This is a genomic window from Muricoccus nepalensis, from assembly GCF_006438825.1.
GTDB lineage: Bacteria > Pseudomonadota > Alphaproteobacteria > Acetobacterales > Acetobacteraceae > Roseomonas > Roseomonas nepalensis.
In genome coordinates this window covers 1-20767 of the sequence record NZ_RCZP01000051.1, presented here as the reverse complement: position 1 = coordinate 20767, position 20767 = coordinate 1, and the positions used below count along the sequence as shown (strand labels likewise).

Below are 20767 nucleotides of genomic sequence, written 5' to 3'. Positions count from 1 at the left end.
GGCGGCGCTATCCTCTCGCGGTTCCGCGGGCGCGCGGCCCGCTGGTGGCTGGGTCGTCCGGCGCCTCGGCGCCGGCGGGGAGGTCCGGCGCATCGGCGCCGGCAGGGGCGACGGGGCTCCAGCGCCGCGCGCCCTCGGCGCCGGTGCGCTGCAGGCGCATCTCGAAGGAGAAGCGGTCGGGCCGGTAGAGGGCGCGCAGGTGCTCGACCGGGTGCCCCTCCTCGTCGCGCACGAGGCGCGTGAGGGCGATCAGCGGCGCGCCGATCTCCACCTCCAGCACCGAGGCGACCTCGGGCCCGGCGAGCGTCGCGCCGATGCTCTGGCGCGCGTGGCCGATGCCGACCCCCGACCGCTCCAGCAGGGCCAGCAGGGGCTGGCTGCCGAGCTCCGCCTCCGAGTAGGTGCGGCCGATCCGGCCCGGCACGTGGGTGGTCAGGTGCGAGAAGGGGCCGTCGGCCATCCGCCGCACGCGCACCGCCCGCTGCACCGCCTCGCCCGCCTGCAATTCCAGCGCCGCCGCCACCTCGGGCGCGGGGATGACGTAGCCGAAGGAGAGCAGCCGCACCTCGGTGCGCCGGCCCATCTCCTTCAGGTGCGTGAAGACGTCCGAGAAGTCGACGACGGTGGGCGGCAGCGCCCGCTCGCCGCGGACGAAGGTGCCCACCCCCGGCCGGCGCTGCACCAGCCCGTCCCGGGCGAGCTGGTCGAGGGCGCGGCGCATGGTGACGCGGGCGACGCCGTGCTCGGCGGCGAGGTCGGGCTCCCCCGGCAGGCGGGTGCCCGGCGCCAGGGCCCCGCTGGAGATGCGGTCGCGCAGCACCAGATAGATCCGGCGCGCCTTGAAAGGTTCGACCGCCGCGCTCAACCGCCCGTCCCTCCTGTCCTTCAATCCAGCTCGCAGGCTGTCTAGGTTACAGAACAGGACGATTGCATCAAGCCTTTTCCGACGCCTATCCTGGGCCGGCAAGAATGGGGGAAGGACGCATGGGGGAAGCCCCGCGCACGCTGCTCGACAAGCTGTGGGACGCCCACGCGATCCTCACGCGCGAGGACGGCCAGGCGCTGCTCTGGATCGACCGGCACTTCTTCCACGAGGGCTCGCACCACGGCTTCAACCAGCTCAAGGCGCGCAACGCCCCGGTCGCGCGGCCCGCGCTGAACGTGGGCGTGGCCGACCACTACGTGCCCACGCGTGGCCGTGGCGGGCCGATTGCCGACGAGGGCGTGCGCCGCATGGTGGACCAGATCTCGGACAACGCCGCGCGGCACGGCCTCCGGCTTTTCGGCCTGGGCAGCCCGGGGCAGGGCATCGTCCACGTCGTCGGGCCGGAGCAGGGCCTGACGCTGCCGGGCCTGACGATCGTCTGCGGCGACAGCCACACCTCCACCCACGGGGCCTTCGGCGCGCTCGCCTTCGGCATCGGCGCGTCGGAGGTGGCGCATGTGCTGATGACGCAGACCCTCTGGCAGCGCCGCCCGAAGCGGATGCGCGTGACGGTGGAGGGCGCGCTCCTGCCGGGGATCGGCGCGAAGGACGTGGCGCTCTCCATCATCGCGCGGCTCGGCGCCGATGGCGGGCAGGGGCACGCGCTGGAATACGCGGGATCGACCATCCGCGCCCTGTCGATGGAGGGGCGGCTCACCCTCTGCAACCTCTCCATCGAGTGCGGCGCGCGCTGCGGCATGGTGGCGCCGGACGAGACCACGGTCCGCTTCCTCCGGGGCCGCCCCTTCGCGCCCGCGGACCTCGACCGGGCCGCCGAGGCCTGGGCGGCCCTCCCGAGCGACCCGGGCGCAGCCTTCGACCGCGAGGTCTCGCTGGACGCCGCGGAGATCGCCCCCGTCGTCACCTGGGGCGTGACCCCGGAGGACGCGCTGCCCGTCACCGCCAGCCTGCCCGACCCCGACCGCACCGCGGACGCCGCCCGCGCCGCGCAGATCCGGGACAGCCTCGACTACATGGGGCTGCGCGCTGGCCAGCGCCTGTCGGACATCGCGGTGGACCGCGTCTTCATCGGCTCCTGCACGAACAGCCGCATCGAGGACCTGCGCGCCGCCGCCGCCGTGCTCGCCGGCCGGCGGGCGCGCGTGCCCGGCCTCGTCTCCCCGGGCTCCACCCCCGTGAAGCGCCAGGCGGAGGAGGAGGGGCTGGACCGCATCTTCATCGACGCCGGCCTCGAATGGGTCGATTCCGGCTGCTCCATGTGCGTCGGCATGAACGGCGACCTCCTCGCGCCCGGCGAGCGCTGTGCCTCCACGACCAACCGCAGCTTCAAGGGGCGGCAGGGCAAGGGGTCGCGCACGCACCTCATGTCCCCCGCCATGGCGGCGGCCGCCGCCGTCACCGGGCACCTGACCGACGTGCGCCCGCTGCTGGAGGGGCGCGCCGCATGACGCCCTTTCGCGTCCTCACCGCCACCGCCTGCCCGCTGCCCGTCGTGAACGTGGACACGGACCAGCTCATCCCCGCGCGCTTCATGAGCCGCCCGCGCAGCGCGGGCTACGGCGACTTCCTCCTGCACGACCTCCGCGCCGGGCCGGACGGCGCGCCGCGCCCCGACTTCCCGCTCAACCGGCCGGAGCGCGCGGGTGCCGGCATCCTCGTCGCCCGCCGCAACTTCGGCAGCGGCTCCTCGCGCGAGGCCGCGGCCTACGCGCTGGTGGACGGCGGCTTCCGCTGCGTCATCGCCCCCAGCTTCGGCGACATCTTCAGCAGCAACGCCGTCAACAACGGCCTCCTGCCCGCGCGGCTGGAGGAGGCGGCGGTGGAGGCGCTGCTCGCCTGGCTGGAGGCGGGCGGGCGGGAGGTGACGGTGGACCTCGAGGCCCTGACCGTCGCGGCGGGAGAGGGGCGCTGGACCTTCGCCGTCGACCCGGTCTGGCGCACGAAGCTGCTCAACGGCTGGAGCGACGTGGACCTGACGCTGAGCCACGCGGCGGCCATCGAGGCCTTCGCGGAGGCCGACCGCGGCCGCCGCCCCTGGGCCTGGCTGCCCGAGGGCACCGCCGCGCGCCCCTGACCCTGCCGGTCCGACGTGGGGCCCCCTGGCCCCGCCCCGCGGCCGGGAGCATCCTCGCGCTGAGACGCGCCGGGCGGGCAGGCCGAGCCCGGGCGCGCAGGAGTGCCGCCATGCGCCGCGCCGCGCCCGCCTTCCCGACGACGCCCCGCCGCCGCCGCGGGCCGCGATGAAGGCCCTCGACCGTCTTCTCCGCCCGCGCAGCGTGGCGGTCATCGGCGCCTCCGCCGACCCCGGCAAGCTCACGGCGCGGCCGGTGAGCTACCTTCTCCGCCACGGCTACCCGGGCCGGATCCTCCCCGTGAACCCGCGCGGCGGCGAGATCGCCGGGCTGCGCTGCCACCCCGACATCGCCTCCCTGCCCGAGGCGCCGGACGCCGCCATCGTGCTGCTCGAGCACGACCGCGCCGAGGAGGCCGTGCGCGCGCTCGCCGCCCGCGGCACCGCCGCCGCCATCGTCCTCGCCGGCGGCTACGCCGAGGCGGGGGAGGAGGGCATCCGCCGCCAGCGCGCGCTCGTCGAGGCCGCGGGCGCCATGCGGCTCCTCGGCCCGAACACCATCGGGCTCGTGAACCTGACCGACCGCATCACCCTCTCTGCCTCGGGCGCGCTGGCCATGGCGGAGCTGCCGGCCGGCGCCGTCTCCATCGTCTCGCAGAGCGGCGGCGTGCTGGGCTCGCTGCTGTCGCGCGCGGCGGACCGGGGCGTCGGCCTCGCGCGCCTCGTCTCCACCGGCAACGAGGCCGACCTCGACAGCACCGACCTCGTCGAGCACCTCATCGACGACGAGGCCACGCGCGTCATCGCCCTCTACATGGAGGGGCTGCGCCGGCCCGAGGCCTTCCGCGCCGCCGCCCTCCGCGCGGCCGCGGCGGGCAAGCCCGTCGTGGTCTTCAAGATCGGACGCTCCGAATCCGGCGCGCGCTCCGCCACCTCCCATACCGGCGCGCTGGCGGGGGTGGACCGGGTCTACGACGCCTTCTTCCGCCAGTGCGGCATCATCCGGGCCGAGACCTTCGCCGACCTGCTCGACATCCCCGCGGCCCTCGTCCCCGGGCGGCGGGCGAGGGGGCGGCGGGTGGCGATCCTCACCTCCTCCGGCGGGGCCGGGGCGCTGGTCGCGGACAGCCTCGGCCTCGCCGGCTTCGACCTCGCGCCGCCCGATCCCGCCACGGCCGCCCGCCTGGCCGCGCTGCGCGGCGAGGACCCGGCGGAGATGCGCAACCCCGTCGACCTCACCCTCGCAGGCCTGCGCCCGGACCTCCTCCGCGGCGCGCTCGACGCCCTGCTCGACAGCCCCTCCTACGACGCGACGGTGGTTGTGGTGGGCTCCTCCGCCGTCGCCCAGCCGGGCCTGGTCGCGGACGCCGTGCTCGAGCGCGCCGCGGGCGGGGAGAGGCCGCTGATCTGCTACATCAGCCCGCACGCGCCGGAGGTCACGCGGCGGCTGAACGGCGGGGGCGTCCCCTCCTTCGCGGCGCCGGAGAGCTGCGCCGCGGTCCTCGCCGCCCTCCAGGCCCGGCCCGTGCCCGCCCTGCCCGCGGCCGCGCCGGGCCCGCCGGGTCCCCTGCTCGCCTCCATGGGCGCGGGGCGGCTGAACGAGGCGCAGAGCGAGGTTCTCTTCGAGGCCTTCGGCATCCCCGTGACGCGCGAGGCCGTGGCGCCGGACCCGGCCGGCACGCTCGACGCGGCGGAGGGGCTGGGCGCGCGGGTCGTGCTGAAGGCCCTCTCGCGCGACATCCCCCACAAGAGCGACGTCGGCGGCGTGCGCGTCGGCCTGCCCGCCGAGGAGCTGCCCGCCGCGGCGGCGGCCATGCTCGAGAGCCTCGCCCGCGCGGGCGCGCCGCCGCCCGAGGGCTTCCTCGTGCAGGAGATGGTGCGGGGCGGCATCGAGATGATCCTCGGCTTCCACCGCGACCCGCAGCTCGGCCCGGTCTTCCTGCTGGGCATGGGCGGCGTCACGGCGGAGCTGATTCAGGACACGGTGCTGCGCCTGCCCCCGCTCACCCGCGAGGACGCGGAGGGGATGATCGCGGGGCTCCGCACCGCCGCCCTCCTCTCCGGCTACCGCGGCGTGCCGCCCTCCGACCGCGCCGCGCTCGCCGACGCCATTCTCGCCTTCGCCGCCCTGGCGGCGGCCGCGGGGGAGCGGCTGCTGGAGGCCGAGATCAACCCCCTGGTGGTGCTGCCGGAGGGGCAGGGGGTGCGCGCGCTGGACGGGCTGGTGGTGCTGGCCGGGCCGCCGCCCGCGCCCGCCTGACCCGCCCCCCTTGGCGGCCGGCCCGCGCCGGCGCCATCCTCGGCGGGGCCGCCAAGGGCCCGAGAGATGCCGAGGAAACGCCGTGCGCTACGTCGACGCCTTCTGCCACTTCTTCCCCAAGGCCCTCTGGGACCGCATCCTGACGCTGGAGGGCGCGGGGGCCGGGATCGGGTCGCGCATGCGCGGCATCCCCGCCATCTATGACCTCGACGAGCGCTTCCGCGTGATGGACGGGTTCCGCCAGCACGACTACACGCAGGTCATCTCCCTCGGCATGCCGCCGCTGGAGCAGCTCGGCCCGCCCGCGGTCTCGGTGGAGCTCGCGCGCCTCGCAAATGACGGGCTGGCGGAGCTGGTGAGCCGCCACCCCGACCGCTTCGCGGGCTACGTCGCCTCCCTGCCCATGAACGATCCGGAGGCGGCCGCGCGGGAGGCCGAGCGCGCCTTCCGCGACCTCGGCGCCAACGGGCTGCAGATCCACAGCAACATCAACGGTGCGCCGCTCGACGAGGCGCGCTTCTTCCCGGTCTTCGAGATGGCCGCGAAGCACGGCAAGCCCGTCTGCCTCCATCCCTCCCGCGGCAACGAGGTGACGGACTACGTCACCGAGCCGAAGTCCAAATACGAGATATGGTGGACCTTCGGCTGGCCCTACGAGACCTCCGCCGCCATGGCCCGCCTCGTCTTCGGCGGCGTGATGGACCGGCTGCCGGATCTCAAGATCCTCGCCCACCACCTCGGCGCCATGGTCCCCTATTTCGAGGGGCGCGTCGGGCCCGGCTGGGACCAGCTCGGCAAGCGCACGACGGACGAGGACCTCTCGGGCGTGCTCGCCGGGCTGAAGAAGCGGCCGCTCGACTACTTCAAGGCCATGCACGCCGACAGCGCGGTCTTCGGCTCGCGCGCGGCGACCGTCTGCGGGCTGGAGTTCTACGGCGCCGACAAGGTCCTCTTCGCCTCCGACTGCCCCTTCGATCCCGAGCGCGGCCCCGGCTACATCCGCGAGACCATCAAGGTGCTGGAGAGCATCGACATGCCCGAGGAGGACCGGCTGAAGATCAACCACCGCAACGCGGAGAGCTTCTTCGGCCTCCGCCCGGGCGGGGCCGGCCGGTGAAGATCCCCGCGCTTCCCTTCACCGTGACGGACTGGTCTGCCGTCCCCGTCACCCGCCATGCCGGCGAAACCGGGGAGGCCACCTGGCGGACCTTCGCCGCCGGCGACCTGCGCGTGCGGATGGTGGAGTACTCGCCCGGCTATCTCGCCGACCACTGGTGCGACCGCGGCCACGTGCTGACGGTGCTGGAGGGCGAGCTGGAGACGGAGCTCCGCGACGGCCGCCGCTTCACGCTCCGCCCGGGCATGAGCTACCAGGTCTCCGACTTCGGCGACGCCGCGCACCGCTCCTCCACGCGCACCGGGGCGCGGCTCTTCATCGTGGACTGATCGCCGGGGGCTGGGGGCGCGCCGCCCTCAGCCCGCGACGAGCCATCCCAGCCAGTACCCCGCCGCCCCGACCGCGGCGGCGGCGGGGATGGTGACCACCCAGGCCCACACGATCCGCCGCGCGACGCCCCAGCGCACGGCCGAGGCCCGGCGCGCCGCGCCCACGCCGACGATCGAGCCGGTGATGGTGTGGGTGGTGGAGACGGGGATGCCGAGCCAGGTGGCGCCGAACAGCGCCATCGCGCCGCCGGTCTCCGCGCAGAAGCCCTGGATGGGGCGAAGCTCGGTGATGCGCGAGCCCATGGTGCGCACAATCCGCCAGCCACCCATCAGCGTGCCCATTGCCATGGCGGCGTGGCAGCTGATGACCACCCAGAAGGGCACGTGGAACTCCGCCCCCAGCATGCCCTGGGAGTAGAGCAGCACGGCGATGATCCCCATCGTCTTCTGCGCGTCGTTGCCGCCGTGCCCGAGGCTGAACAGGCAGGAGGAGAGGAGCTGCATCACCCGGAAGTGCCGGTCCACTGCGAAGGGCGTGGAGCGGCGCACCGCCCAGGTGGTGGCCAGCACGAGCGCCAGCGCGAGCAGGAAGCCGAGGACCGGCGAGATGACGACGAAGGCCGCGATGGTGCCCACCCCGCCCCAGATGACCGCCGCCGGCCCCGCCTTGGCCATCGCCGCCCCGATCAGCCCGCCCACCAGCGCGTGGCTGCTGCTCGAGGGCAGGCCCCAGGCCCAGGTCGCGAGGTTCCAGGCGATGGCCCCCAGCAGCGCGCCGCCCACCACCAGCGGGTCCGCCACGCCGACATCCACGATCCCCTTGCCGATGGTGCCGGCGACGTGGAGGCCGAAGAAGAGGAAGGCGATGAAGTTGAAGAAGGCGGACCACACCACCGCCACCGCCGGCGACAGCACGCGGGTCGAGACCACGGTCGCGATGGCGTTGGCCGCGTCGTGCAGCCCGTTGAGGAAGTCGAAGAAGAGGGCGATGGCGATGAGCCCGATGAGGAAGGGCAACCCGATGGTCATCGTGGTCATCGTGCGGGCCCGTCAGACCTGCTCGATCACGACGGCCTGGATGAGGTCGACGACGTTCTCGCAGGAATCCGCCACCTCCTCGATGCCCTCGTAGACCATCTGCACCATCAGCTTGTGGCCGGGCGAGGGTCCCCCCGGGTCGCTGCCGTGGAACAGCGCGTCGAGCCCGGCCTGGAAGGCGAGGTCCGCCCGGCTTTCGATGGCGTCCACCTTCGCGCACATCGCCTCGATGGCGCGCGCGTTGCCGGTGATGTCGCCCATCAGCGGCATGCCGTCGCGCAGCTGCTCGCAGGCTTCCACCACGCAGTCCGCGATCTCGAGCATCTCCGGCGTCACCGCGACCTTGTAGAGCAGCATCCGCCGCCCGGCGGTCTTCATGAGGTCGATCACGTCGTCGAGGCCGTTCGTGAGCGAGAGGATGTCCGCGCGGTCGAAGGGAGTGACGAAGACCCGGTGGATGGAGCGGATGGTCGCGCGGTTGATGTCGTCCGCCTCGCGCTCGATTCGGCTGAGGGTCGCCTGGTGGGTCCGCGCCTGGTCGGGCTCGGCCAGCATGGCGCGGAAGACGCGCGCGGCCTCCACGGCCTTGGCCGCCTGGGCGGCGAAGGCGGTCACGAACACGTCGTCCCGCGGCATCAGCATGCGGAAGAGCTTGAGGACCATCGGGGGGCTCCGGTCAGGGCCGCGCGCCCCGTGGGGCCGGCCGGGAAGGGCGGGTCGGGGTGGGTAACGCGCGGGCGCGCGCCGCGATACCCCGCCCGGCCCCGGAAGGGGGCGCGGGAGGCCCGGCGCCGTCCCTCAGGCGACGGGCAGCGCCCAGTCCGCCACCGCGTCCATCAGGGCAAGGTCCGTCCCGCGGGCGCCGATAACCGAGAGGCCGACCGGGCAGCCGTCGAGGGTGCCCGCGGGCATGGAGACCTGCGGCAGCCCGCCCAGCCCCGCGATGCAGGTGAGGGTCATGGCCCGCATCCGGAAGGCGTCCAGCTCCGCCGCCGGGGTGGCGAGCCGGGGCGCGATGCCGGGGGCGGTGGGCAGGAGAAGGGCGGTGCCGGGCGGCAGCGCCGCGTCCAGCACCGCGAGCGCGGCCGCGCGCCCGGCCTCGGCGGCCTCCCCCATTTCCTCCGTCAGGCCCGCGGCCCAGCCGAAGCGGTCGCGGATGCCGGGACCGAAGGAGGGCTCCACCGCCGTCACCCACTCCCCGTGCGTGCGCCAGGCGTCGCGGCCTTGGAGGACCCGGAAGTGGCCGAACCAGCCCGACAGCCCCTCCGGCCCCGGCGCCAGCCGCGCGGAGTCCACGGGAAGGCGCCCGGCCAGCCGCGCGACGGCCGGCGCCAGGGCGGCGGTCACCGCTTCGCCGGCGAGTTCGAAGGCGTCCTCGAGCCGGAGCAGCCGCGTGACCGGCGCGGCCGACCCCGCCGGCAGCAGGGCGCGGCCGACGCGGGCGAGCAGCCCGGCATCGCGCGCGAACCAGCCGACCACGTCGAAGCGCGGCGCCAGCGGCACCAGCCCGCCGACCGGCACGGCGCCGTGCGTGGTGCGGATGCCGAAGATCCCGCAATAGGAGGACGGCACCCGCACCGAGCCCCCGGTGTCCGTTCCCAGCGCCGTGTCCACCGCGCCCCCGGCCACCGCCGAGGCCGAGCCGGAGGAGGAGCCGCCGGGGATGCGCCCCGGCGCCCGCGGGTTCACGGGCGTGCCGTAATGCGCGTTCTCCCCGTTCAGCGAGAAGGCGAGCTCGTCCGTGTGCGTCTTGCCCGCCAGCGTGGCGCCGGCGGCGAGGAGGGCGGCCACGGCATCGGCGTGGCGCGCCGGCACGGGATGGGTGCGCGCCCAGTCCGGGTTGCCCGCGCCCGTCGGGAAGCCCGCGACGTCGAAGAGGTCCTTGGCGGCGAAGGCGATGCCGGAGAGCGGCCCGCCCGGGGAGCCCTCGAGGCGGGGCTGCGGGCCGGGGGTGAAGGCGTTCAGGGCATCGGTCACGCGCGTCTCTCTCCGTGGGTCGGGGTCGGAAGGGGGCGTCAAGGCGCGGCGTTGCGCAAGGGTGGGCCCTTTCCGCCCCGGCCGAGGCGCGCCGCGGGTCAGGGGACGATGTCGAGGGCGACGCCGAACTGCCGGTCGAGGCGCACCGTGCGGTGGTCGGCGGTGTTCGTGTCCGCTAGCTCGAGGTTCAGGAAGTCCATGGTGGGCTCGGCGAAATAGGGCCCCGCGTGCCAGGTGCCGCGGTGCAGCGCCAGCGCCGTGCCGCCGGGGATGCGGAAGGCCTCGATCCCCGCGGGGTCGGGCATCGCCGCCGCGTCGTCGGGGTCGCCGGGGGCGGCGAGGACGATGAACCAGTCCTCGCCCCGGGTGGAGGCCAGGCACTGCGTGACGGCGGCGTGGCGCGTGATGCCGGTGACGCGCATCGGCCGGGCCACGAGGCGCATGACGTAGAGCCGCGGCGTGCCCCGCCCGAGGTCCAGCACGGCGTCCGCCCGGCCATAGGGCGTGCCGTCCGCGCCCGGCTCGATCAGCGTGCCGTAGGGCGCAATCGCCGCGGGCGTCGCCTCCCGGGCGGGCAGGGCGCGCACCGCGGTGGCCATGTCGCTCATCGTGCGGTCTCCGGCAGGGGCGTGGTCAGCAGGGCGTGCAGATGCTGCGCCAGGGGCGTCGAGGAATCGAGCAGCGCCTCGGCCTGGGAGAAGTGGTCGGCGCCGGCGATCTCCATCAGCCGGGCGCGCGCGCCGAGGCGGGCGGCGAGGTCGCGGGCCTGGCGGCGGAACTCCTCCGTCTCCCGCGCCCCATGGGCGAGGACCACGGGGCCGGGCAGCCGCGCCGCGCCGCCGCGTGGCCACAGGGCGGCCGCCTCCGCCGCGCTCAGGGACAGCAGGTTGTTCAGGAAGGAGAGCCGCACCGGCTCCAGCTCGTAGAGGCCGCCCATCAGCAGCAGCGAGGCCGGCCGCGCCTCCCGCCGCAGCGAGAGGGCGGCCAGGGCCGCGAGGGTGGCGCCGCCGGAGATGCCCGCGAGATGCGTGCGCGCCGGGTCCAGCCCGAGGGCCGGCGCCTCCCGGCAGAGGAAGCGCCAGGCCTCCGCCACCTGCGCGGCCATCTCCGCCAGCGTCGCGCCGGGCCGCCGGGCGTGGCCGACCACGGCGTGGGAGACGCCCCATTCCCGCAGCCGCGCCGCCCAGAAGCCCGCCCCGGCCGCGCTGCCCGTGGTCCAGCCCCCGCCGTGCACGAGCACCAGGCAGGGCTGCGGCCGGTCCACCCCCTCCACGGGGTAGAGGTCGAGGCGCATGGTGGGGTGCGGGCCGTAGGGGATGTCGGTCCGCACCGGCAGGGCGCCGCGGTTCCGCTGGGCCAGCGCCCGCAGCCGGGCCAGCGCCGCGATGCCGGCCGCGCCCGCCGCGGCGTGGGTGTCGTACTGGGCGTCGAGCGCCGCTTGGTCGTAGCCGCGCCAGAGGAACGGCCTCTCCGCGGCGCTCACGCCCGCCCGCCCCCGGTTCGCCGACGTGCCTGTTCCAAGCGGGAGCCCATGCACGGGAAGGTAGCAATCCGCGTGCCGCCCCGCCCTCACCCCCGGCGCAGCGCCGCCAGGGGAAGGCGGTTCGATTCCTTCAGCCGGTCGAGCACGATGGAGGATCGCACGCGCGCCACGCTCTCGTGCGGCAGCAGCACGTCGTTCACGAGGGCCGAGAGGTCGGCGAGGTCCGGCACCACGGCCTTGAGGAGGTAGTCCGCGTCGCCGGTCATGGCGTAGGCCTCCTGCACCTCGTCCAGCCGGCCGACGAGCCCGCGGAAGCGCTGGGCGTTGTCGCGGCTGTGGGTCGCGAGGGTCACCGTCACGAAGACGAGCAGCCGCAGCCCGAGCGGGCCCGCCGCCAGCTCCGCGTGGTAGCCGCGGATGACCCCCGCCGCCTCCAGCGCCAGGCGCCGGCGCGAGCACTGGGAGGGGGAGAGGCCGATCCGCTCCCCGATCTGCTGGTTGGTCAGCCGCCCGTCCGCCTGCAGGGCCGTGAGGAGCCGGAGGTCGGTGGCGTCGAGATCGAGGCGTTCGTGCATGAAGGCAGCATGGCACGCACGGACCGTGCGGAAAATCGCGTGCGGGACCCCTCTTTGCACGCTTTGCGCGGGAGGGGCGCAATAGGATGGGGGCAAGTCAGAACACCGTAGAGAGGACGTTCCCATGGGTCCCTTCCCGCACGACGCTCCCCGCGCGACCATCTCCGAGGCCAACCCGGCTGGCACCGACGGCTTCGGCTTCGTCGAGTACGCCCATCCCGAGCCCGAGAAGCTGCACGCCCTGTTCCGGCAGATGGGCTTCACCCCCGTCGCCCGGCACCGGACGAAGCGGAGCACCCTCTACCGCCAGGGCGACATCAACTACCTGCTGACGGAGGAGCCGGGCTCGCACGCCCAGCGCTTCACCGAGACGCACGGCCCCTGCGTGCCCTCCATGGCCTTCCGCGTCGTGGACGCGAAGCACGCCTTCGACCGCGCGGTGGCGAACGGCGCGGAGCCGGCGACGGAGGACAAGACCCTCGACATCCCCGCCATCAAGGGCATCGGCGGGTCCCTGCTCTACTTCATCGACCAGTACGGCGAGGGCCGCTCCGCCTACGACCGCGAGTTCGAGTGGCTGGGCGCGCGCGACCCCTGGCCGGTGGGCGCGGGCCTCTACTACATCGACCACCTGACCCACAACGTGTTCCGCGGCCGCATGGACGTCTGGTACGACTTCTACGCGCGCATCTTCAACTTCCGGCAGATCCGTTACTTCGACATCAAGGGCGAGTACACGGGCCTCTTCTCCCGCGCGCTGACCAGCCCGGACGGCCGCATCCGCATCCCGCTGAACGAGAGTGCGGACGCCGAGAGCCAGATCGAGGAGTACCTGCGGGAGTACAAGGGCGAGGGCATCCAGCACATCGCCTGCGGCTGCGACGACATCTACGGCACGATCGAGGGCCTGCGCGAGGCCGGGCTCGCCTTCATGCCCGCCCCTCCCGAGACCTACTACGAGAAGGTCGACGCCCGCCTGCCCGGCCACGGCGAGGACCTCGTGCGGCTGAAGCGGAACGGCATCCTGGTGGACGGGGAGGGCGTGGTGGAGGACCGCAAGGCCCGCCTGCTGCTGCAGATCTTCTCCGGCAACGTCATCGGCCCCGTCTTCTTCGAGTTCATCGAGCGCAAGGGCGACGACGGCTTCGGCGAGGGCAACTTCCGCGCCCTCTTCGAGAGCATTGAGGAGGACCAGGTGCGCCGCGGCGTGCTGACCGGCACGAAGGCGGCCTAGCCGCCGGCCCCCGGTTGCGGCCGGGGGCGACAGGGCGGGATACTCCGGGGACGATCCCGGAGACCCGCCGATGATGCCCTCCCGCCGCAGCCTTCTCGCCCTCGCCCCGGCCGCCCTCGCGGCGCGCGAGGCTGGCGCGGCGACCGAGTGGCGCATCGTCACCGAGTACCCGGCCAGCGCCATGCCCGGCGAGGGGATCGCGACCTTCGCGGGGGCCGCGGCGCGGCTCTCCGGCGGGGCGCTGGCGGTCACGCCCGGCTTCGACGCCCCGGACGGCCTGCGCTCCGCCGCCATGATCCGCGCGGCCGCGGAGGGGCGGGTCACGGCCGCCGACGCCTTCACCGGCGCGCTGGCGGGCGAGGGCGCCCTCTACCAGCTCTCGGCGCTTCCCTTCCTCACGGCCTCCGCCGCGGACACCGCGCGCCTGCTGCGCGCGGCGCGGCCCGCCTACGCCCGCGCCCTCGAGGCGCGGGGGGTGACGCTTCTCTACGCCACGCCCTGGCCGGCGACCGGCCTCTGGTCGCGCAACCCGGTCGGCGGGCCGGAGGCGCTGCGCGGCCTTCGGGTGCGCACCTACGACGCGGCCAGCACCGCGGTGATGCGCGCGGCCGGCGCCCTGCCCGCGCAGGTCTCCTTCGCCGATGCCCTGCCGCGCCTGCGCGCCGGCGAGCTGGACGCCGCGCTCTCCTCCGGCGACGGAGGCGCGGGGGCGCGGCTTTGGGAGGTGCTGCCGCACTTCACCGTGCTCGACTACGCCTCGCCCCTCAGCCTCGCCTTCTGCGGCACCGCCGCCCTGCAGGCCCTGCCCGCGCCGGCGCGGGAGGCGGTGGCCGAGGCCGCGCGGGAGACGGAGGCGCGGCAGTTCCGCGCCATCCTCGGCCGGCTCGCCGAGAACGAGGCGCGGATGCGGGCGAACGGGGTCACCGTGGCGAGCGGGGCGCCGCTGCGCGCGGCCCTGGCCGCCGCCGCCGCGCCCGTGCTGGCGGACTGGTCCGCGCGCGCCGGGGACGAGGGCGCGGCCATCCTGGCCGCCTACCGCGCGGGCTGAGGGGGCACGCCATGGGATTGCTCGTGGATGGCCAGTGGCGGGACCAGTGGTACGACACCAAGGCCAGCGGCGGCCGCTTCCTCCGCAAGGAGAGCGCCTTCCGCCACTGGGTCACGCCCGACGGCGCGCCCGGCCCCTCCGGCGAGGGCGGCTTCGCGGCGGAGGCCGGGCGCTACCACCTCTACGTCTCGCTCGCCTGCCCCTGGGCGCACCGCGCCCTCATCATGCGCGCGCGCAAGGGACTCGAGGGCGCGATCGGCGTCTCGGTCGTGCACCCGCACATGGCGGAGAACGGCTGGACCTTCGAGGAAGGGCCGGGCGTCATCCCCGACCCCATCCACGGCGCCCGCTTCCTGCACGAGGTCTACACGGCCGCGGATCCCCGCTACACCGGCCGCGTGACGGTGCCCGTGCTCTGGGACAAGCGGCGCGGGACGATCGTGAACAACGAGTCCTCCGAGATCATCCGCATGCTGGACCACGCCTTCGGCGGGCCGGGCGACCACTACCCCGATGGCCTGCGGGATGGCATCGACGCGCTGAACGCCACGATCTACGACACCGTCAACAACGGGGTGTACAAGGCCGGCTTCGCGACGACGCAGGAGGCCTACGAGGACGCGGTGCGCCCGCTGTTCGCGACCCTGGACGCGCTCGACGAGCGCCTCGCGTCGCGGCGCTATCTCCTGGGCGACCGGCTGACGGAGGCGGATATCCGCCTCTTCACCACCCTGGTCCGGTTCGACGCGGTCTATCACGGCCACTTCAAGTGCAACCTGCGCCAAGTCGCCGCCTACCCCGCCCTGTTCCCCTATCTGCGCGACCTCTTTCAGTCGCGGGGCTTCGGGGAGACCTGCGACTTCGACCATATCAAGCGCCACTATTACGGGAGCCACCGCACCATCAACCCGACGGGCATCGTGCCCCTGGGTCCCCTGCAGGACCTCTCCGCGCCGCACGGCCGCGGCCCGGCCGAGGGCGCCGGCGCCTGACGCATGCCGCGCGGCATAGGAAGGACGCGCCCCGCCGATTATGCTACCCGCGGTTGCAAGCGTTTCGATCAGGTTTCATCATCCCCCCGAACCGGCTGTTCGGAGCGGGGCAGCTGGAAAGTTGAAGCCACTGGACGACAAGGCCGCAGACCCCGGCGAAGGGGCGATCGCCCCGCCGGGCCGCGGCACGGCCGGCCGGGAGGCGCCCGCCGCGCGCTCTCACGGCCACCGGGCGCGCCGGCCCCGCGACGGGGTGGCCTCCCCGGCCGCGGGGCGCCGGGACCGGGCGCCGCGGCCGGACGGCGCCGGCCCCGGCCACGCATTTCAGAAGGAAGGACGATAGTTCCATGAGCCTGATCAGCAAGCGCGTCATGGTCACCGGCGGCGCCGGGTTCCTCGGGTCGCATCTCTGCGAGCGGCTGCTGGCCGCGGGGCACGAGGTGCTCTGCGTGGACAACTTCTTCACGGGACGGCGGAGCAACATCGCGCACCTGCTGGGCAACCCGCGCTTCGAGCTCCTGCGCCACGACGTGACCTTCCCGCTCTACGTCGAGGTGGACGAGATCTACAATCTCGCCTGCCCGGCCTCGCCCGTTCACTACCAGCACGACCCCGTGCAGACCACGAAGACGAGCGTGCTGGGCGCGATCAACGTCCTCGGCCTGGCGAAGCGGCTGCGCGTGCCGGTGCTGCAGGCCTCCACGAGCGAGATCTACGGCGACCCCAACGTGCATCCCCAGCGCGAGGAGTACTGGGGCAACGTCAACACCCTTGGCCCCCGCGCCTGCTACGACGAGGGCAAGCGCTGCGCCGAGACGCTGTTCTTCGACTACCACCGGCAGCACGGGCTGGCGATCAAGGTGGTGCGGATCTTCAACACCTACGGGCCGCGCATGCACCCCGACGACGGCCGCGTCGTCTCCAACTTCATCGTCCAGGCGCTGCGCGGGGACGACATCACCCTCTACGGGGACGGCGAGCAGACGCGCGCCTTCTGCTTCGTCGACGACCTGATCGAGGGCTTCCTGCGGATGATGGGCACGCCGCGGACCGTGACGGGGCCGGTCAACCTCGGCAACCCGCACGAGATCACCGTCCGGGAACTGGCAGAGCGCGTCCTGGCGCTCACGGGGTCGAGCTCCCGCCTCGTGTTCCGGCCGCGGCCGCAGGACGACCCGACGCAGCGCTGCCCCGACATCACCAAGGCGCGCGATCTGCTGGACTGGTCGCCGAAGGTGGATCTGGAGAAGGGGTTGGAGAGCACGATCGCCTACTTCAGCGATCTTCTCTCGACGGGCGGCAAGGCAAGGCCGCGGGAGAGCGCCGCCCTTCTCTGAGGGCGCGCCGCGCCGGAGGCGGCGCCGACAGGGCCGCCCCCGCGCGACGCTGTTGACTACCCCGCCCAGAGCCGCCGGTCGGCGCGCACCGGGAAATCGGCGTCGAAGTCCGCCAGGCGCTCCCGGTAATGCGCGAGGTAGGCCTCGTCGTCGAGCGTCTCCCGGGCCTCGAGGTCCTCGGCCGCGCCGATCTCGTGGTAGAGGTCGAGGTTCGCGAGGTCGGGGCGGGGGAGGGTGCCGGCCCGGCGGTCCTCCTGCATTCCTGCGTAGAGATCCTCGAGCGACCGGACCAGGCCCGGCGTGTCGAAGAGGGTGCAGGTGTCGCGCCCGGCCTTCAGCCGCGCGCGAAGGGCGGCGAGCTGCGGCCGGTCCCGCGCGAGCTCGACGGCGCGGGCGACGTATTCCTCGGACGTGCGGCAGACGAGTTCCGGCAGGCCGGCCGCGGTGACGAGGCTCGCGCAGACCCGCGTGGCGAAGCTGCGCCCAGACAGCGCAAGGATCGGCAGCCCGACCCAGAGCGCGTCCGAGGCCGTGGTGTGGGCCCCGTAGGGAAAGGTGTCGATGAAGAGGTCGGCAAGCTGCATCCGCGCCAGGTGGTGCGGGTTCGACCGGCGGTCCGCGAAAAGGATCCGCTCCCCCGCCACGCCCGCGGCCTGGGCCTGGGCGCGCAGCCGCTCGTTCGTGTCGGGGGTTCCGCCGAGAAGCCAGAGCACGCTGTCCGGAACCTGGCGCAGGATGGCCATCCAGCGCTCGAAGCAGCGCGGGGTGAGCTTCTGCATCCCGTTGAGGCAGCAGAAGACGAAGGCATCCTCGGGAAGCCCGGCCTCCTGGCGGGTGGGCGCCGGTGCCACGATGCGCTTGCGGTCGTTCGGCTGGTAGCAGGGAAGGCGAAGCACCTTCTCGGAGTAGTAGAGCTCGTTCTCGGGCGGGATGATCACGTTATCGGCGACGATGTAGTGGTGGTAAGGGCTGCCCATGGAGCCGGGGAAGCCGAACCAGTTCACCGCCACGGGCGCCGGGCGCATCGCGAAGACCTTGGTGCGGGCGTCCTTGGTGTAGCCGTTCAGGTCCACGAGGATGTCGATGCCGTGCTGGCGGATGACCTGCGCCGCCCTGGCGTCGTCCAGGCCGTTCAGGTCCGTCCAGTGGTCGACCGCGCGGCGGGTCCGGCGCTGGGTCTCGTCGACGGTGTTGATGCCGCAGTAGTAGGCGAACACCTCCACCCGGCCGCGGTCGTGCGACTCGAGGACATCGGTCATCGCGAAGCCGACGGCGTGGTCCCGCAGGTCGGAGGAAACATAGCCGATCCGCAGCCGGCGCCCCGGTTCCGGCGCGCGCGGCACCTCGACGAGGCGAGGGCGCGGCGGGCGGCCGATCGTGCGCCGGGCATAGTGGTAGGCGTTGGCGAGGTGGAAGATCGGGTCGTCGGTGTGGTAGGCGGCCGACAGCGGCGAGATCGCGGGCTGCAGCTTGGCCGGCTCCAGCCGGTCGCTGGCCGCCAGGACGGGCCACTTGCACTGGCGCTGGCGCAGCGCGATGACGTGCTGCACCACGTCGGGCTGGTCGTGGTTCAGTTCCAGGGACTGGCGAAGCGCATCCTCGGCGGCGGCGTCCTCCTGGGCGGCCTCCAGGACGCGGCCGGTCTGCTTCAACGCCAGCAGCTTGTAGCTCAACGCGTCCGGCGTCACGCCCGCCTGCAATCCCACGTAGGAAAGCCAGGTCTCCACGGCCGGGCCGGCCATTCCCATCCGTTCCAGCAGGCTGCCGAGATTGATGTAGGCTGGGCCGAAATCGGCCTTCAGCCGGATGGTTTCCCGGAGGGCGTTGACGGCGCCCGCCAGGTCCCCGCTATCGGACAGGCAGACCGCGTAGTTGAAGTAGATGGCGGGAAGGCCAGGGTCACCGGCGTTGCAGGCGAGCCAGGTCTTGTAGAGGGCCGCCGCCGCGGCGGGACCGTGCACCGTCAGGCGGTTGGCCTCGCCGATCGCCTGCTCGGCGGTCATCTGGCGGGCACCCGCCCGGGCGAGGGCCGTTGCCAGTTCCACCTGAGCGGCGGTGCCGGCGGTGGGGGAGGTCTGCAACTCCGGTTCTGCCACGCGAGCCAATCCTTCCTGGATCAAGCGCCGACCCGGCCGACTCCGCGGCTCAGGTCGTTTCTATTATGAAGCAATTCGGTGGCCTCGGCGAGCGTCCGTCGCTCTCGTCGGCGTTTAGACTCGATTCGGTGGCGAGGGGCCGGGGCAGGCCCGGCCCCCTCGTCCTCAGCTCAGCAGCGTGAGCAGCGCATTCACCTGGGGGGCGGTCATCGCCTGAACCTGGGTGGAGGTGAAGGCGGACCCCTGCGTGGTGCTCAGCGCCGCGATGCTCGACGTGCTGAGGCCGGACACCTGGGTGGTCGAGAAGGCCGTGATCGCCGTCGTGCTGAAGCTGCTCGCCTGTGTGGTCGTCAGCGCCGCGATCTCGGTGCGGGAGAGGCCACCGACCTGCGTGGTGCTGAACTCACCGATCTGGGTGGTGGTCAGCGCCCCGAACTGGGTCGTCGTCAGCGCCCGGATGCTCGTGGCCGTGAGGCCGCCGAACTGGGTCGTCGTGAGCACTGCGATGTCGGTGATCTCCAGGCCGCCGATCTGCGTCGTGGTGAGCGCCCCGAGCTGAGTGGAGGTCAGGCCGCCCACCTGCGTGGTGTTCAGCGCGGCCAGCTGGGTCGGCCTGAGGCCGCTCATCTGGGTTGTGCTGAGCGCTTCCAGCGTGGTGCTCGACAAGGACCCAAGCTGGGTGGTGGTCAGCGCCCCAAACTGCGTGGAGTTCAGACCGCCGAGCTGGGTGGTGGTCAGCGCGGCCAGACCGGTCGTCGAGAGGGCCACGACTTGCGTGGTGCTCAAGGCGCCGAGCTGGGCCGAGCTGAGGCCGCCAAGCTGCGTCTCCGTCAGCACGGCAATGTCGGTCACTTCGATGCCGCGGATCTGCGTCGTGCTCAGGCCAGCCAGCTGGTCGGAGCTCAGGCCACCGATCTGCGTCGTGCTGAGCGCCGCGAGGACCGCGGTTCGCAGCCCGACGAGCTGAGTGGTCGTAAGGCTGCTCAGACCCGTGGTGGTGAAACCAACCACCTGGGTGGTGGAGAGGGAGCCGAGCTGGGTGGAGGTGAGGCCGCCGAGCTGGGTGGTGTCCAGCGCGCCGAGCTGGGTCGAGCGCAGGCCGGTGAGCTGCGTCGTGGTGAGGGCAGCCAGGCCCGTGGTGCTGAGGCCGCCGACCTGGGTCGTGGTCAGCGCACCGAGCTGGGTGGTGGTGAAGCCGCTGACCTGGGTGGCGGCGAGGGCGCCGAGGCTGGTGGTGTTGAGGCCGGCGAGCTGCGTCGTGGTCAGCGCGCCGAGCTGGGTGGAGCGCAGGCCGGCGAGCTGGGTGGTGTCGAGAGCATCGAGCTCGGTGGTGGTGAGGCCGCCGACCTGGGCGGTGGAGAGGGAGCCGAGCTGGGTGGAGGTGAGGCCGCCGAGCTGGGTGGTGCTGAGGGCGCCGAGCTGGGTCGAGCGCAGGCCGGTGAGCTGCGTCGTGGTGAGGGCGCCGAGGTTGGTGACGTTCAGGGCGCCGACCTGCGTCGTGGTGAGCGCACCGAGTTGCGTCGACCTGAGGCCGGCGAGCTGGGTGGTGGAGAGGGCGTCGAGCTCGGTGGTGGTGAGGCCACCGACCTGGGCGGTGGAGAGGGAGCCGAGCTGGGTGGAGGTGAGGCCGCCGAGCTGGGTGGTGTCCAGCGCACCGAGCTGCGTCGAGCGCAGGCCGGTGAGCTGCGTCGTGGTGAGGGCGCCGAGGTTGGTGACGTTCAGGGCGCCGACCTGCGTCGTGGTCAGGGCACCGAGTTGCGTCGACTTGAGGCCGGCGAGCTGGGTGGTGGAGAGGGCGTCGAGCTCGGTGGTGGTGAGGCCGCCGACCTGGGTGGTGGAGAGGGAGCCGAGCTGGGTGGAGGTGAGGCCGCCGAGCTGGGTGGTGTCCAGCGCGCCGAGTTGCGTCGAGCGCAGGCCGGTGAGCTGCGCCGTGGTGAGGGCGCCGAGGCCCGTGGTGCTGAGGCCGCCGACCTGGGTGGTGGTCAGCGCGCCGAGCTGGGTGGTGGTGAAGCCGCTGACCTGGGTGGCGGCGAGGGCGCCGAGGCTGGTGGTGTTGAGGCCGGCGAGCTGCGTCGTGGTCAGGGCACCGAGCTGGGTGGAGCGCAGGCCGGCGAGCTGGGTGGTGTCGAGAGCATCGAGCTCGGTGGTGGTGAGGCCGCCGACCTGGGCGGTGGAGAGGGAGCCGAGCTGGGTGGAGGTGAGGCCGCCGAGCTGGGTGGTGCTGAGGGCGCCGAGCTGGGTCGAGCGCAGGCCGGTGAGCTGCG

Annotated in this window: 18 protein-coding genes; 9 read left to right on the top strand and 9 right to left on the bottom strand. The window is 73.7% G+C overall.

What is annotated here, in order from left to right; all coding sequences use genetic code 11:
* Window positions 1–7 precede the first annotated feature (7 nt).
* Window positions 8–865: a GntR family transcriptional regulator gene (locus EAH89_RS27210; RefSeq protein WP_140886841.1), complete on the bottom strand. Its 858-nt coding sequence runs from the start codon at window positions 863–865 to the stop codon at window positions 8–10.
* A 119-nt stretch (window positions 866–984) separates the two neighbouring features.
* On the opposite strand from EAH89_RS27210, the gene leuC reads away from it, so the two are divergent.
* The 5 genes from leuC to EAH89_RS27185 all read left to right on the top strand — a co-directional run bounded on the left by leuC (window position 985) and on the right by EAH89_RS27185 (window position 6723).
* Window positions 985–2394, top strand: coding sequence for a 3-isopropylmalate dehydratase large subunit (leuC, locus tag EAH89_RS27205; RefSeq protein ID WP_140886840.1), 1410 nt, complete (start codon window positions 985–987; stop codon window positions 2392–2394).
* Window positions 2391–3020, top strand: a complete 630-nt coding sequence (gene leuD / locus EAH89_RS27200) for a 3-isopropylmalate dehydratase small subunit (protein ID WP_140886839.1) — start codon at window positions 2391–2393, stop codon at window positions 3018–3020. Before leuC ends, leuD begins: the two co-directional genes overlap by 4 nt.
* A gap of 166 nt (window positions 3021–3186) precedes the next feature.
* Window positions 3187–5277, top strand: coding sequence for an acetate--CoA ligase family protein (locus tag EAH89_RS27195; protein ID WP_140886838.1), 2091 nt, complete (start codon window positions 3187–3189; stop codon window positions 5275–5277).
* 82 nt (window positions 5278–5359) lie between these two features.
* A complete protein-coding gene (locus EAH89_RS27190; protein ID WP_140886837.1) occupies window positions 5360–6394 on the top strand; it encodes an amidohydrolase family protein in 1035 nt (344 codons plus the stop codon).
* Complete coding sequence (locus EAH89_RS27185; RefSeq protein ID WP_140886836.1) at window positions 6391–6723, top strand: DHCW motif cupin fold protein; 333 nt, start codon at window positions 6391–6393, stop codon at window positions 6721–6723. Before EAH89_RS27190 ends, EAH89_RS27185 begins: the two co-directional genes overlap by 4 nt.
* A 27-nt stretch (window positions 6724–6750) precedes the next feature.
* Here the strand turns inward: EAH89_RS27185 and EAH89_RS27180 are convergent, their stop codons facing one another.
* The 6 genes from EAH89_RS27180 to EAH89_RS27155 form a co-directional block, all read right to left on the bottom strand.
* Window positions 6751–7761 (bottom strand): inorganic phosphate transporter, encoded by a 1011-nt coding sequence (locus EAH89_RS27180; protein ID WP_140886835.1) that lies wholly within the window; start codon window positions 7759–7761, stop codon window positions 6751–6753.
* Window positions 7762–7773: 12 nt separating this feature from the next.
* Complete coding sequence (locus EAH89_RS27175; RefSeq protein WP_140886834.1) at window positions 7774–8424, bottom strand: DUF47 domain-containing protein; 651 nt, start codon at window positions 8422–8424, stop codon at window positions 7774–7776.
* 135 nt (window positions 8425–8559) lie between these two features.
* A complete protein-coding gene (locus tag EAH89_RS27170) occupies window positions 8560–9738 on the bottom strand; it encodes an amidase (RefSeq protein WP_194152372.1) in 1179 nt (392 codons plus the stop codon).
* Window positions 9739–9836: 98 nt separating this feature from the next.
* Window positions 9837–10346 carry an ureidoglycolate lyase gene (locus EAH89_RS27165; protein ID WP_206667696.1) on the bottom strand — a complete coding sequence of 170 codons (510 nt, stop codon included), beginning with the start codon at window positions 10344–10346 and terminating at the stop codon, window positions 9837–9839.
* Window positions 10343–11221, bottom strand: coding sequence for an alpha/beta hydrolase (locus tag EAH89_RS27160; protein ID WP_140886833.1), 879 nt, complete (start codon window positions 11219–11221; stop codon window positions 10343–10345). The genes EAH89_RS27165 and EAH89_RS27160 overlap by 4 nt, the downstream gene beginning before the upstream one ends.
* A gap of 86 nt (window positions 11222–11307) precedes the next feature.
* Window positions 11308–11796, bottom strand: a complete 489-nt coding sequence (locus EAH89_RS27155) for an Lrp/AsnC family transcriptional regulator (RefSeq protein ID WP_140886832.1) — start codon at window positions 11794–11796, stop codon at window positions 11308–11310.
* 124 nt (window positions 11797–11920) lie between these two features.
* Between EAH89_RS27155 and hppD the strand changes: the two genes are divergently transcribed.
* From hppD to EAH89_RS27130, 4 genes are all read left to right on the top strand, one after another.
* Window positions 11921–13030, top strand: coding sequence for a 4-hydroxyphenylpyruvate dioxygenase (hppD, locus tag EAH89_RS27150; protein ID WP_140886831.1), 1110 nt, complete (start codon window positions 11921–11923; stop codon window positions 13028–13030).
* Window positions 13031–13100: 70 nt separating this feature from the next.
* Window positions 13101–14078 (top strand): TRAP transporter substrate-binding protein DctP, encoded by a 978-nt coding sequence (gene dctP, locus EAH89_RS27145; protein WP_140886830.1) that lies wholly within the window; start codon window positions 13101–13103, stop codon window positions 14076–14078.
* 11 nt (window positions 14079–14089) lie between these two features.
* Window positions 14090–15070, top strand: a complete 981-nt coding sequence (locus tag EAH89_RS27140) for a glutathione S-transferase family protein (protein WP_140886829.1) — start codon at window positions 14090–14092, stop codon at window positions 15068–15070.
* A gap of 347 nt (window positions 15071–15417) precedes the next feature.
* The gene (locus EAH89_RS27130) at window positions 15418–16407 is read left to right on the top strand and encodes a UDP-glucuronic acid decarboxylase family protein (protein WP_140886827.1); all 990 of its coding nucleotides are present in this window, start codon (window positions 15418–15420) and stop codon (window positions 16405–16407) included.
* Between the two features lie 56 nt (window positions 16408–16463).
* On the opposite strand, the gene EAH89_RS27125 is transcribed toward EAH89_RS27130, so the two are convergent.
* Both EAH89_RS27125 and EAH89_RS31590 read right to left on the bottom strand, forming a co-directional pair.
* Window positions 16464–18503: an O-linked N-acetylglucosamine transferase, SPINDLY family protein gene (locus EAH89_RS27125; RefSeq protein ID WP_241667238.1), complete on the bottom strand. Its 2040-nt coding sequence runs from the start codon at window positions 18501–18503 to the stop codon at window positions 16464–16466.
* 165 nt (window positions 18504–18668) lie between these two features.
* Window positions 18669–20767 (bottom strand): beta strand repeat-containing protein (locus tag EAH89_RS31590; protein ID WP_408906326.1); only part of this gene is annotated, 2099 nt, incomplete at its 5' end.

Coding starts and splice junctions, on each gene's coding strand:
- leuC (WP_140886840.1), top strand. CDS start 985: ATGGGGGAAGCCCCGCGCACGCTGCTCGACAAGCTGTGGGACGCCCAC.
- leuD (WP_140886839.1), top strand. CDS start 2,391: ATGACGCCCTTTCGCGTCCTCACCGCCACCGCCTGCCCGCTGCCCGTC.
- EAH89_RS27195 (WP_140886838.1), top strand. CDS start 3,187: ATGAAGGCCCTCGACCGTCTTCTCCGCCCGCGCAGCGTGGCGGTCATC.
- EAH89_RS27180 (WP_140886835.1), bottom strand. CDS start 7,761: ATGACCACGATGACCATCGGGTTGCCCTTCCTCATCGGGCTCATCGCC.
- EAH89_RS27175 (WP_140886834.1), bottom strand. CDS start 8,424: ATGGTCCTCAAGCTCTTCCGCATGCTGATGCCGCGGGACGACGTGTTC.
- EAH89_RS27165 (WP_206667696.1), bottom strand. CDS start 10,346: ATGAGCGACATGGCCACCGCGGTGCGCGCCCTGCCCGCCCGGGAGGCG.
- EAH89_RS27155 (WP_140886832.1), bottom strand. CDS start 11,796: ATGCACGAACGCCTCGATCTCGACGCCACCGACCTCCGGCTCCTCACG.
- hppD (WP_140886831.1), top strand. CDS start 11,921: ATGGGTCCCTTCCCGCACGACGCTCCCCGCGCGACCATCTCCGAGGCC.
- dctP (WP_140886830.1), top strand. CDS start 13,101: ATGATGCCCTCCCGCCGCAGCCTTCTCGCCCTCGCCCCGGCCGCCCTC.
- EAH89_RS27140 (WP_140886829.1), top strand. CDS start 14,090: ATGGGATTGCTCGTGGATGGCCAGTGGCGGGACCAGTGGTACGACACC.
- EAH89_RS27130 (WP_140886827.1), top strand. CDS start 15,418: ATGAGCCTGATCAGCAAGCGCGTCATGGTCACCGGCGGCGCCGGGTTC.